The organism is Pseudomonas sp. GP01-A4 (assembly GCF_058780865.1).
Map to the genome: position 1 here is coordinate 27,963 of NZ_JBYSWF010000012.1, position 11,290 is coordinate 39,252.

The following is an 11,290-nucleotide window of genomic DNA, read 5'->3' on the forward strand; positions in this document are numbered from 1 at the left end:
TGGCGTTCGGCAACATGAGCCGGTTTACCCCACCTGACAGGCTGAATAATGGATCAACACAATCGCTTTCGAATGGAATCGCTGGGTATTTTCCTCATCGCCTTGCTGCTGTTTACCCTGGGCATCTGGGACCAGCAGCCACAGGGCTTCGACGGCCGCTGGGCCGTGTTCATGCAAGAGATGTTTCGCCACGGCGCGAGCCTGTTTCCTACCACCTACGGTGAGCCTTACCCGGACTATCCGGGCACCGCGACCTACCTCAGCTACCTCTTTGCCCGTTTATTCGGCGCGCCCAACGACCTGGCTAACGTGATGCCCACCGCCCTGGCGTCTGCCGGGGTCATGGCGCTGATCTACCGCTTGCTGGTGCCGTCGGGCCGGGCGTGGGCGCTGCTGACGGTGCTGCTCACCGCATTGACTGCCCAGTTGCTGGAGAAGTCGCGCTCGGTGTGCCTGGACCAGATGATCTCGTTGTTGTGCCTGGGGTGTTTCTACCTGCTGCATACCGGTGAGCGCCTGGGCTCGCGGCTGCGCCAATATGCGATCTTTCCGTTGTTCGTGGTGGCGTTTGCAATTCGCGGGCCGCTGGGGTTGATCGAGGTGTGCGGGGTGGCCTGTGTCTACTGGGCGCTGGGCACCGCTCGTACGCGGCAAGAGCGGATTGCACTGCTGAAAAAGGTGATTGCCCACGGCGTGGTCGGTTTGATCCTGCTGGCCGGCTGTTGGTGGGCGCTGTTGAAACTGGCGCGGATCAGCGGGGGCGATGCTTTCGTCGATGATGTGCTGCGGATGCAATTCACCGGGCGCCTTGATGAAACCGGTGAGGCGTTCTACTTCTACTTCAAGCTGAGCCTGTACCGCTATTTCCCGGTGGTGCCGCTGGCCCTGGCGACGATGATTGCCCTGCGCCACAAATGGTCGGCCCGCCACGACGATGCCGATGTGCAGTTGATGCTGCGCTTGGCCGCCTGCGGCCTGATGATTTTGCTGGGCTTGTCGGTGCCGCACTTCAAGCGCGCCTACTACATCGTGCCCATGGTCCCGATGTTTGCCGCGGTGGCCGCCTATGGCTTGCTCCAGGCCCAGGGCTGGTTGCTCGGCGTGCGGCGTGGCTATGAGTGCCTGGTGGCGGTCCTGCCGGTGCTGGGCATTGTCGTGGTGTTTGTCTGTCGGCATCTGTGGCACAAGCACGGCTACTGGCCGGACGTTTCAGTGCCGGCGCTGGTGGGTGTGCTGATCGTGCTGCAACTCGCAGCCGTGATTGCCTGGCGCCGTTTGCAGGGCAATCTCGGCCAGCGCCTGGTGGTGCTCAGCCTGATTGCGCTGGCCACCCAATGGCTGGTGCTGGTGAAGGTTGTGGAGCCGGCCAAGGACCTGCAATTCGACACCAGGAACTTCGTAAGCGCGGTGGAAAAGCTGCGTGCCGATAATCCCGGGACCCTGGTGTTCGTCGATCTGGCCAAGGACACCTGGGCGATTCGCTACATCATGAACCTGGATCACGACGAGCAGCCGCTGTTCATCGGGCGCAACCAACCCTTGCTGGTGGATACGCTACCGCGCCCCGCCTGGGTGATTGTGGAGCGCAAGCAAACCGCATTGCTCAGCGGCACGCCGCTGGAACACATGGCGCCGGTGTTCAATGGGCGGTTGAATGACAACCCGCTGCTGGTGTTCCTGGTGAAGTGACTCAGTCGCCTTGACATCCTTGTCGGTGGTGACGCCGACGAGAGTGGCGATCACTGGGGAATTAAGGATGGATCAATGGGGTCGGAATGAGGTGTTGATAACCGGCACTTTGGATCGTCTTACTGTATGGTCGCCGCCTGGATGACCGGTTGGTCTGATTGGAGCGCTTTGCAGCCTGCCGCAAAACAGGCGCCTGCTAGGCTTGGGTACTTTCGTGGTGATGAGTTTGGGTGCGACATGGAAGCAGTAAAAATGGATTTTGAGTATGCCGGTGCCGAGAGCGTCGGTAGTGCCCACGTGATCGGCCGTTCCTGGCTTGGCGGCCTCAGCATCTGTTTTGACGGAGGCTGCAGCTACCCCTCGATGATCAGCGTGCTGGAGGCTGTGTTCAGGCGCTACGGACGCCTGGTGCGTTTTGGCGAGTCGCTCTCGGCGCAGGATTGGATTGCGCGCGTGGAGGAGAGTGGTTTTCACATCTCCGAGCAGGAGCGGGTTGCGGTGTTGACGTTGATGCGGGGCGGGGGCTGAAGGAGTCAAAAACGCCAGGCAACAAAAAACCCGCACCAGGCGGGTTTTTTGTGTGTTTCAGATGACGTTTGCACCACCTGAAGCTAATTAGTGGTGCCCAGAGACGGAATCGAACCGCCGACACGGGGATTTTCAATCCCCTGCTCTACCGACTGAGCTATCTGGGCAACGGGGCGCATTAAACGGGTTTTTCAGGGGGTCGTCAAGCAAGTTTTCAAAAAATATTTAATTATTACCGTCGCTTACGGGCCAACCCCCAAATTTGATCAATTATTCAGCAGGTGGCACGTAGCCGTCGGCCTTGGCGTAATCCTCGCCGGAAAAGTACTTGTCCATCTCGTCCTGCAGGTATTTGCGGTCTTCGGCGTTCATCATGTTCAGGCGCTTTTCGTTGATCAACAGGGTCTGGTGCTTTTGCCAGTCAGCCCAGGCCTTGGCGGAGACGTTGTCGAAAATGTCCTGGCCCTTGGCGCCAGGGAACGGGGCGCGCTCCAGGGCGGGCAGTTCTTCGTGGTACTTGCGGCAGATGATGGTGCGGGTCATGACGGAACTCCTGCGTTCAATACTTCAGCCGCGCGCTTCAGCAGTTTTTTCACCGGGGCGGCAAGGCCCAGGCGCGGCGGGGTGGCGAGGTTATACCAGAGCCAGTCAGCCTCGGCCACGTGATGGGCAGACTCCTGGACCTGGACCAGCCAGGGTTCGATAGCCAGTTGGAAGTGGCTGAAGGTGTGGATCAGGCTCGGCAGCTCCTGGTGTTTGCCCAGCGCCAGCGAGTGCTGGTTGGCCAGGTGTTCCAGGTCGGCCAGGTCATCCAGCTCCGGCAGGCTCCACAAACCGCCCCACAGGCCTGTGGAGGGGCGACGGTAAAGCAGGATCGCGCCCTCGCCATTGGCCAGCATCGGCATCAGCGTGCGCTTCTGGGGCACGGTCTTGCGTGGCTTGGGGATCGGGTAGCGGGTTTCCAGGCCGAGCAGGTGCGCTTCGCAGCCCTTTTCCAGCGGGCACAGCAGGCAGCTGGGCTTGCTGCGGGTGCAGAGGGTGGCGCCCATGTCCATCATGGCCTGGGTGTAGGCGTTGACGCGGTCATGGGGCGTAAAGCGCTCTGCGGTGGCCCACAGCTGTTTGGCGACCTTCGGCTCGCCCGGGTAACCCTCTTGCGCGGTAAAGCGCGCCAGCACGCGTTTGACGTTGCCATCGAGGATCGGCGCTCGCAGGCCCATGCTCAGGCTGGCAATCGCACCCGCGGTGGACAGGCCAATGCCGGGCAGTTCGGTGAGTTTTTCGACGTCACGGGGAAACTCGCCGCCATATTCGGCAACGACGATCTTCGCGGTCTTTTGCAGGTTGCGCGCCCGGGTGTAGTAACCCAGCCCGGTCCACAGGTGCAGCACTTCGTCTTCCGGCGCGGCAGCCAGGGCTTCGACCGTTGGCAAGGACGCCATGAACCGGTCGAAGTAGTTCAGCACGGTGCTGACCTGGGTCTGCTGCAACATGATCTCCGAGACCCACACCCGGTAAGGCGTGATGCCCTGTTGCCAGGGCAGGTCATGGCGACCGTGGCGGTCGTACCAGTCGAGCACCGCCGTTGAAAACTGCTCGTTTCTCATCGTTTGAACAGGCCTTTAAGCGCGTCTTTCAGCTGTGGATTGACCTTGTCGAGCTTCTGTTCAAGCTTCTCGCTGAGCTTGTTGCCCGCCGCCTTGATGGCGACCTGGCTCAAGCCGTCCTTGTCCAGGCGGCAGGCCTTGGCGCCCAGTTCCAGCGGGCCACGGCAGCGCAGCGGGACTTCGATGTTCTGGAAATTGGAGCCCACCTGGCAAGCCGGGTCCGGCACGTCGCGCTGGTCGCCTTCGACGATAATGCCGACGCGGTAGTCCATGCCCAGCACGCGCAGGTCGACGTCACCGTCGCCGTTGACGGTCAGGCCCGGGATGCGCACTTTCAGGTCGGGGTTGCTGGCCACACCATTGCGGAAGGTCAGGTTGCCCTTGAGTTCCTGGAACGGGGTGTCCTTGCCGCGCTGGTCGCCGCTGAGGGTCTTGCGGTTGAGCAGGGCGATGCCGGTGCACAGCTGTTGCTCGATGTTGGCGTTGAGCAGCACGCCGTTGTTGATCGCGAAGCTGGCGGTACCGTTGAGGCTGTCGATCAGGGCTTTCTGGCTATTGCCGCGTCCGTTGAGGTTGCTGTCGAGGGTGAGCTGGCCCTTCACCGGCGGGTTCTGCCCCTGGGCTTGCAGGATGCGTTCGACCGGTACCTGCTTGATGCGGGTTTGCAGCGCCAGCAGCGGGATGTCCTGGCGCACGTCAAGGTTGCCGTTGGCCTGGAAGGTGCCGTTGTAGAGGCCGCCGCTCAAGGTATCGAGCTTGAGCTGGCCATCGAGGCCGGAGGCTTTCAGGGCGGCATTCTGGATCGGCAGCTTGCTCAGGGTCAGTTGGCCAAAGGACAGGTCGGCGTTTACGTCCAGGGTGCGCAGGCGGGTCAGCGGCAGCAGCTTGTCGGTACTCCAGGCGGCTTTGGTCGGGGCGTCCGGCAGCGGTGTGGTGCCACCGGCCGCCATGGCGCCGGCTTCGCTGTTCTGCACTTCAGCCTGGCGCGCGGCCGCAGCGCCCTTGGCGGCTTCGGACTTGGCCGGCAGGTAGTTGTCGGCGTTGAACGTATCGGCCTTGAGCTGCACCCGCAGGGATTGCCTGGCGAAATCATCCACGGCCACGCGACCGGTGAAGGTGCTGTCGTCGAGTTTCAGGTTGAGGTCTTCAAGCGCCAGGCTGGTCGGCGTGCCCTTGAGGCGGCTGACCAGTTCGACCTTGCTCAGGCTGCCGGCGGCCATCGGTGGCAGCGGGTTGCCGACGCTGTCGAGGAACTTGGCCAGGTCAAACTGGGCAATCGACAGGGCGCCGCTGAGCTGTGGAGTCTTGTCCAGGTCGTTGACCTTCAGCTCGCCCAGGGCGCGCAGTTGGTTCAGCGACAACTTCATGCCGGTCCATTCGGCGATATTCGCAGACTGGTCCACCAGCAATTGGCCCTGGGTCGAAAAGGTCACGGTCTTGCCTTGCAGCGGCTCGCCGGTGGCTTCACCAGTGACCTTCATGTCTTCGAACTGGTAGCGCTTGAGGGCGCGCTGAATGCGCAGGTTGCCGTTGACCTCGGTCTTGACGCGCATCAGCGGCTGGTTGGTGCCGAAGAACGCGGTGAGTTTGACCGGGATGCTTGCACCTTCGTGCACGGCGCCGGCACTCAGCTGGATGCTTTCGGCGCTGAACTGCTTGCCGGTCTGCTCGTCGTTGTATTCGACGCGGGCGTTGTTGATGGTCAGGCTGTCGATGTCCAGGCGGATCGGCTGCGGCGGCTTTTCAGGCTTGGGCGGTGTGGCCGCTTCAGCCACGGCAGGCGTGGCGGCGGCGGTAGCCGGGTCTGGCACATTCTTGCCGATGTCTTCCCAGTTGCCGTGGCCATGCACGTCTTTGTTCAGGCGCAGGTTCAGGCCTTCGACACGTACATCGCTCATCTGCACTTCACGGCGCAGCAGCGGCAGTACGCGCACCGACAGGCCGAGCATCTGCAGGTCGGCAAACGGTTGGCTCGGATTGGTCAGGGTCGCAACGCTGGCCTCGTGCAATTCAAGACCAAGCCAGGGGAACAGGCTCCAGCCGATGTCGCCATTGAGCGTCAGCTCGATGTGGGCCTTGTCGCGGGCAATCTGGCGAATCTCGTCTTTGTAGTCGTTGGGATCGAAGAGATGGGTCAGGGCAAAGCCTAGAGCCACAATGATCAGCAACAGCCCGAGAAGTACCAGACCCAGGATTTTGCCGAACGCTTTCATGGGCGAGTCCTTGTATGTCGATTTTAAAATTTAGCCGAAGAGTATAACGCTCGTAGCCCTATGGCTGTTTAGGGATCGTTACATGGCGTCAAACAAATCAGATAACTCCAGAAAGGTGATGTCAGTTTGGTTTTTCTGTCATCCACAGATGCTAATCTGCGCATGTTCGTCTGCCGTCTGCGACTAAACGTCGCGTTTAAAAGGAGCTTTACTCAACAAAACGGCCACGCCTTGCGTGTAAGGCCGAGGGAGAGAGCGCCCGACGGACACATACTAATAACTGGGGGAAACATCAATGAGCACTAGCACTGCGGCGGGTAATACTGCTGCACAGCCTGCGTTCCTGTCCAAGGAACGCATTATCGCCAAGCCCGGGTTCAACCGTTGGCTGGTACCACCGGCCGCCCTGGCGATCCACCTGTGTATCGGCATGGCCTACGGTTTTTCGGTGTTCTGGCTGCCGTTGTCCAAGGCGCTGGGGATCACCGCACCGGTCGCCTGCGCGCCGGACATGAGCTTCATCAGCCAGGTCTTCTCGTCGCAATGCGACTGGCCCATCTCCATGCTGGGCTGGATCTACACCCTGTTCTTCATCTTCCTCGGCTGCTCTGCGGCGATCTGGGGCGGCTGGCTGGAACACGCCGGGCCACGCAAGGCTGGTGTCGTTTCGGCCTTGTGCTGGTGTGGCGGCCTGCTGATCTCCGCGCTGGGGATCTATACCCACCAGATCTGGCTGATGTGGATCGGCTCCGGGGTCATTGGCGGTATCGGCCTGGGCCTGGGCTATATCTCGCCGGTCTCGACCCTGATCAAGTGGTTCCCGGACAAGCGCGGCATGGCTACCGGCATGGCGATCATGGGCTTCGGCGGCGGCGCGATGGTGGGTGCCCCGCTGGCAGCCGCCTTGATGGGCCACTTTGCCTCGCCGACCAGCGTTGGCGTGTGGCAGAGCTTCGTGGTCATGGCCGTGATCTACTTCGTGTTCATGATCGGCGGCGCCTTGTCCTACCGCGTTCCGCCTACCGGCTGGAAGCCTGAGGGCTGGACTGCCCCGGCGAAAAAAGCCAGCAACGCGATGATCACCCATCGTCACGTGCACGTGAACGTGGCCTGGAAAACCCCGCAATTCCGCCTGGTGTGGCTGGTGCTGTGCCTGAACGTGTCTGCCGGCATCGGCATCCTCGGCATGGCTTCGCCGCTGCTGCAGGAAGTGTTCGGCGGCAAGTTGCTGGGTAACGGCCTGGCATTTGGCCAACTGGATGCCGGCCAACTGGCTTCCATCGCGGCCATCGCAGCCGGCTTTACCGGTCTGTTGAGCCTGTTCAACATCGGTGGCCGGTTCTTCTGGGCATCGTTCTCCGACTACCTGGGCCGTAAAAACACCTACTTCGTGTTCTTCGCATTGGGCTTTGCCCTGTACGCGCTGATCCCGAACCTGGGTCACCTGGGTAACGTCGCGCTGTTCGTGGCGGCGTTCTGCATCATCCTGTCGATGTACGGCGGTGGTTTTGCGACGGTGCCGGCTTACCTGGCGGACCTGTTCGGTACGCAAATGGTGGGTGCGATCCACGGTCGCCTGCTGACCGCTTGGGCAGCGGCGGGCGTATTGGGTCCGGTGCTGGTGAACTACCTGCGTGAGTATCAGTTGAGCATCGGCGTTGAACGCGCTGCCGCCTACGACATCACCTTGTACATCCTCGCCGGCCTGCTGGTGCTGGGCTTCATCTGCAACCTGCTGGTCCGGCCGGTGGCAGACAAGTACTTCATGACCGACGCCGAACTGGCTGCCGAGCAGGCGCTGGGCCATGACAAGGGCGCCGATTCCAGCACCGTGCTGGAGTGGAAAGCCTCCTCCGGCAGCGTGCCATTGGCGGTTGCCGCCTGGCTGGCGGTGGGCATTCCGTTGGCGTGGGGCGTGTGGGTCACCCTGCAGAAAACCGCAGTCCTGTTCCACTAACACCGCGTAACCCTTGTGGGAGCGGGCTTGCTCGCGAATGCGATGGACCAGTCAGCCCATGTTGGCTGACACACCGCTTTCGCGAGCAAGCCCGCTCCCACGCAAAGCTGCCCCCACACTTGTACTGACATGTCTATCCCCGACACTCCATCAGTCTTATCCCCTCCGATGTTTCTGTTTAGCGCCCGCGCCCCTATAATGGCTGCCTTTTTCGCCCAATGATTTTGCGGAGCTGGTGATGGCCGAACGTAAGGCGTCCGTCGAGCGCGACACTCTGGAAACCCAGATCAAAGCCTCGATCAACCTGGATGGCACCGGAAAGGCCCGATTTGATATCGGTGTACCTTTTCTTGAGCACATGCTGGACCAGATCGCCCGTCACGGGCTGATCGACCTGGATATCGTCAGCAAGGGCGACCTGCATATCGACGACCACCACACGGTGGAAGACGTCGGTATCACGTTGGGCCAGGCATTTGCCAAAGCCATCGGCGACAAGAAAGGCATCCGTCGCTACGGTCACGCCTATGTCCCGCTGGACGAAGCGCTGTCGCGTGTGGTCATCGACTTCTCCGGCCGCCCGGGCCTGCAGATGCACGTGCCGTACACCCGCGCCACCGTGGGCGGCTTCGACGTCGACCTGTTCCAGGAATTCTTCCAGGGTTTCGTCAACCACGCCCTGGTCAGCCTGCACATCGACAACCTGCGTGGCACCAACACCCACCACCAGATCGAGACCGTGTTCAAGGCTTTCGGCCGTGCCCTGCGCATGGCCGTGGAGCTGGATGACCGCATGGCCGGGCAAATGCCGTCGACCAAGGGCGTCCTGTAATGCAGACGGTCGCGGTTATCGACTACGGCATGGGTAACCTGCACTCGGTGGCCAAGGCCCTTGAGCACGTAGGTGCCGGCAAGGTGCTGATCACCAGCGATGCCGACGTGATTCGCGAAGCCGACCGGGTGGTGTTCCCGGGGGTTGGCGCGATTCGCGACTGCATGGCCGAGATTCGCCGCCTGGGCTTCGACAGCCTGGTGCGTGAAGTCAGCCAGGACCGGCCGTTCCTCGGCATCTGCGTGGGCATGCAAGCCTTGCTCGACAGCAGTGAAGAGAACGACGGCGTCGACTGCATCGGTCTGTTTCCGGGCCAGGTGAAGTTTTTCGGCAAGGACCTGCACGAAGACGGCGAGCACCTGAAGGTGCCACACATGGGCTGGAACGAAGTGCGCCAGACCGTGGATCACCCGCTGTGGCACGAAGTGCCGGACCTGGCGCGTTTCTATTTCGTACACAGCTATTACATCGCCGCCGGTAACCCGCGCCAGGTGGTGGGTGGCGGGCACTATGGCGTCGACTTCGCCGCGGCCCTGGCCGACGGTTCGCGCTTTGCCGTGCAATTCCACCCGGAGAAGAGCCATACCCATGGCCTGCAATTGCTGCAGAACTTCGCCGCGTGGGACGGGCGCTGGTAATGGCCAAGAAGGTCAAGCCGCCGATCTTGAACCTCACTCCCCAGCAGGAGAGTGAGGCCACCGACAAGATCAAGCGTTTCATGGAAGACCGCTTCGAGCTCAAGCTCGGCTCGTTCGAGGTCGCAGAAATCCTCGAACTGTTCACCACTGAAATTGCTCCGCACTATTACAACAGGGCGATTTTCGATGTGCAGACGCACCTTAAAGAAAGGTTCGAAAGCATCGAAAGCGACTTGTGGGCGCTCGAGAAACCCTGATTTCCCGAGCAACGCTGAATATCGAATAAGGTTTGCCAGATGCTGATTATTCCCGCTATCGATCTCAAGGACGGCGCCTGCGTACGTCTGCGCCAGGGCCGCATGGAAGATTCCACGGTGTTCTCCGATGACCCGGTGAGCATGGCTGCCAAGTGGGTGGAAGGCGGTTGCCGTCGTCTGCATCTGGTGGACTTGAACGGTGCGTTCGAAGGCCAGCCGGTCAACGGTGAAGTCGTCACGGCGATCGCCAAGCGCTACCCGAACCTGCCGATCCAGATCGGCGGCGGTATCCGCTCCCTGGAAACCATCGAGCACTACGTGAAAGCAGGCGTGAGCTACGTGATCATCGGCACCAAGGCCGTGAAAGACCCGGCCTTCGTCGCCGAAGCCTGCCGTGCGTTCCCCGGCAAAGTGATCGTGGGCCTGGACGCCAAGGACGGTTTCGTCGCCACCGACGGCTGGGCCGAGATCAGTACCGTCCAGGTGATCGACCTCGCCAAGCAGTTTGAAGCCGACGGCGTCTCCGCTATCGTTTATACCGACATCGCCAAAGACGGCATGATGCAGGGCTGCAACGTACCGTTCACCGCTGCGCTGGCCGCTGCCACCAGGATCCCGGTGATCGCTTCCGGCGGTATCCACAACCTGGGCGACATCAAGTCGCTGCTGGACGCGAAGGCGCCGGGGATCATCGGCGCCATCACCGGCCGGGCGATCTATGAAGGCACCCTGGACGTCGCTGAAGCCCAGGCTTACTGCGACGCCTACAACGGCTGAGGACTGACCATGGCGCTGGCCAAACGCATCATCCCTTGCCTGGACGTCGACAACGGTCGCGTGGTCAAGGGCGTCAAGTTCGAGAACATCCGTGACGCCGGCGACCCGGTGGAAATCGCCCGCCGCTACGACGAACAGGGTGCCGACGAGATTACCTTTCTCGACATCACCGCCAGCGTCGATGGTCGCGACACCACGCTGCATACCGTGGAGCGCATGGCCAGCCAGGTGTTTATCCCGCTGACCGTGGGCGGTGGCGTGCGCACCGTGCAGGACATTCGCAACTTGCTGAATGCTGGCGCGGACAAGGTTTCGATCAACACCGCGGCGGTGTTCAACCCGGAATTTGTCGGCGAAGCCGCACAGCACTTCGGTTCGCAATGCATCGTGGTTGCCATCGACGCCAAGAAAGTCTCCGGCCCGGGCGAAACCCCGCGCTGGGAGATCTTCACCCACGGCGGGCGCAAGCCGACCGGGCTGGATGCCGTGCAGTGGGCGATGAAGATGGAAGCCCTGGGTGCCGGTGAAATCCTGCTGACCAGCATGGACCAGGACGGCATGAAAAACGGCTTCGACCTGGGCGTGACCCGCGCCATCAGCGACGCACTGGGCATCCCGGTGATTGCTTCCGGCGGCGTCGGCAACCTGCAGCACCTGGCCGACGGCGTGATCGAAGGCCACGCCAGCGCAGTGCTGGCGGCGAGTATTTTCCACTTTGGCGAATACACCGTGCCTGAGGCCAAGGCCTACATGGCGGCGCGCGGTATCGTCGTACGCTAAACGTCACTGGAC

The 11,290-nt window shown here is 61.7% G+C and carries 11 protein-coding genes and 1 tRNA gene; 8 read left to right on the forward strand and 4 right to left on the reverse strand.

The features are described 5' to 3' along the window. Window positions 1–48: 48 nt before the first annotated feature. Both AC3WKX_RS10005 and AC3WKX_RS10010 read left to right on the forward strand, forming a co-directional pair. Entirely contained in the window at window positions 49–1,689 is a 1,641-nt protein-coding gene (locus AC3WKX_RS10005; protein WP_173883000.1) for an ArnT family glycosyltransferase, read from the forward strand. Window positions 1,690–1,815: 126 nt separating this feature from the next. After that, entirely contained in the window at window positions 1,816–2,217 is a 402-nt protein-coding gene (locus AC3WKX_RS10010) for a hypothetical protein (protein ID WP_003218048.1), read from the forward strand. A 91-nt stretch (window positions 2,218–2,308) separates the two neighbouring features. Here AC3WKX_RS10010 and AC3WKX_RS10015 read toward each other — a convergent pair. The 4 genes from AC3WKX_RS10015 to AC3WKX_RS10030 all read right to left on the reverse strand — a co-directional run bounded on the left by AC3WKX_RS10015 (window position 2,309) and on the right by AC3WKX_RS10030 (window position 6,037). After that, window positions 2,309–2,384 (reverse strand) — tRNA-Phe (locus AC3WKX_RS10015). Between the two features lie 103 nt (window positions 2,385–2,487). Continuing rightward, on the reverse strand, window positions 2,488–2,760 hold the full coding sequence (locus AC3WKX_RS10020) for an oxidative damage protection protein (protein ID WP_003218046.1): 273 nt from the start codon (window positions 2,758–2,760) through the stop codon (window positions 2,488–2,490). Then, complete coding sequence (gene mutY, locus AC3WKX_RS10025; RefSeq protein ID WP_008435691.1) at window positions 2,757–3,824, reverse strand: A/G-specific adenine glycosylase; 1,068 nt, start codon at window positions 3,822–3,824, stop codon at window positions 2,757–2,759. The genes AC3WKX_RS10020 and mutY overlap by 4 nt, the downstream gene beginning before the upstream one ends. Beyond that, window positions 3,821–6,037 (reverse strand): AsmA family protein, encoded by a 2,217-nt coding sequence (locus AC3WKX_RS10030; protein WP_102604469.1) that lies wholly within the window; start codon window positions 6,035–6,037, stop codon window positions 3,821–3,823. The genes mutY and AC3WKX_RS10030 overlap by 4 nt, the downstream gene beginning before the upstream one ends. 295 nt (window positions 6,038–6,332) lie before the next feature. Here AC3WKX_RS10030 and AC3WKX_RS10035 point away from each other — a divergent pair, with 295 nt between their 5' ends. The 6 genes from AC3WKX_RS10035 to hisF all read left to right on the forward strand — a co-directional run bounded on the left by AC3WKX_RS10035 (window position 6,333) and on the right by hisF (window position 11,278). Continuing rightward, the gene (locus AC3WKX_RS10035) at window positions 6,333–7,994 is read left to right on the forward strand and encodes an OFA family MFS transporter (RefSeq protein WP_003218039.1); all 1,662 of its coding nucleotides are present in this window, start codon (window positions 6,333–6,335) and stop codon (window positions 7,992–7,994) included. 238 nt (window positions 7,995–8,232) lie between these two features. Next, the gene (gene hisB / locus AC3WKX_RS10040) at window positions 8,233–8,826 is read left to right on the forward strand and encodes an imidazoleglycerol-phosphate dehydratase HisB (protein WP_003218037.1); all 594 of its coding nucleotides are present in this window, start codon (window positions 8,233–8,235) and stop codon (window positions 8,824–8,826) included. Next, on the forward strand, window positions 8,826–9,464 hold the full coding sequence (gene hisH / locus AC3WKX_RS10045) for an imidazole glycerol phosphate synthase subunit HisH (RefSeq protein WP_003218034.1): 639 nt from the start codon (window positions 8,826–8,828) through the stop codon (window positions 9,462–9,464). Before hisB ends, hisH begins: the two co-directional genes overlap by 1 nt. Beyond that, window positions 9,464–9,721, forward strand: a complete 258-nt coding sequence (locus AC3WKX_RS10050) for a DUF2164 domain-containing protein (protein ID WP_003218033.1) — start codon at window positions 9,464–9,466, stop codon at window positions 9,719–9,721. The genes hisH and AC3WKX_RS10050 overlap by 1 nt, the downstream gene beginning before the upstream one ends. A gap of 39 nt (window positions 9,722–9,760) precedes the next feature. Beyond that, window positions 9,761–10,498 (forward strand): 1-(5-phosphoribosyl)-5-[(5-phosphoribosylamino)methylideneamino]imidazole-4-carboxamide isomerase, encoded by a 738-nt coding sequence (hisA, locus tag AC3WKX_RS10055; RefSeq protein WP_008435688.1) that lies wholly within the window; start codon window positions 9,761–9,763, stop codon window positions 10,496–10,498. A 9-nt stretch (window positions 10,499–10,507) separates the two neighbouring features. Continuing rightward, entirely contained in the window at window positions 10,508–11,278 is a 771-nt protein-coding gene (gene hisF, locus AC3WKX_RS10060) for an imidazole glycerol phosphate synthase subunit HisF (RefSeq protein WP_003218030.1), read from the forward strand. Window positions 11,279–11,290: the final 12 nt, after the last annotated feature.

What these genes read in the sequence shown, in the direction of transcription:
- AC3WKX_RS10005 (WP_173883000.1), top strand. Translation starts at nt 49, where the DNA reads ATGGATCAACACAATCGCTTTCGAATGGAATCGCTGGGTATTTTCCTC.
- AC3WKX_RS10010 (WP_003218048.1), top strand. Translation starts at nt 1,816, where the DNA reads ATGGTCGCCGCCTGGATGACCGGTTGGTCTGATTGGAGCGCTTTGCAG.
- AC3WKX_RS10020 (WP_003218046.1), bottom strand. Translation starts at nt 2,760, where the DNA reads ATGACCCGCACCATCATCTGCCGCAAGTACCACGAAGAACTGCCCGCC.
- mutY (WP_008435691.1), bottom strand. Translation starts at nt 3,824, where the DNA reads ATGAGAAACGAGCAGTTTTCAACGGCGGTGCTCGACTGGTACGACCGC.
- AC3WKX_RS10030 (WP_102604469.1), bottom strand. Translation starts at nt 6,037, where the DNA reads ATGAAAGCGTTCGGCAAAATCCTGGGTCTGGTACTTCTCGGGCTGTTG.
- AC3WKX_RS10035 (WP_003218039.1), top strand. Translation starts at nt 6,333, where the DNA reads ATGAGCACTAGCACTGCGGCGGGTAATACTGCTGCACAGCCTGCGTTC.
- hisB (WP_003218037.1), top strand. Translation starts at nt 8,233, where the DNA reads ATGGCCGAACGTAAGGCGTCCGTCGAGCGCGACACTCTGGAAACCCAG.
- hisH (WP_003218034.1), top strand. Translation starts at nt 8,826, where the DNA reads ATGCAGACGGTCGCGGTTATCGACTACGGCATGGGTAACCTGCACTCG.
- AC3WKX_RS10050 (WP_003218033.1), top strand. Translation starts at nt 9,464, where the DNA reads ATGGCCAAGAAGGTCAAGCCGCCGATCTTGAACCTCACTCCCCAGCAG.
- hisA (WP_008435688.1), top strand. Translation starts at nt 9,761, where the DNA reads ATGCTGATTATTCCCGCTATCGATCTCAAGGACGGCGCCTGCGTACGT.
- hisF (WP_003218030.1), top strand. Translation starts at nt 10,508, where the DNA reads ATGGCGCTGGCCAAACGCATCATCCCTTGCCTGGACGTCGACAACGGT.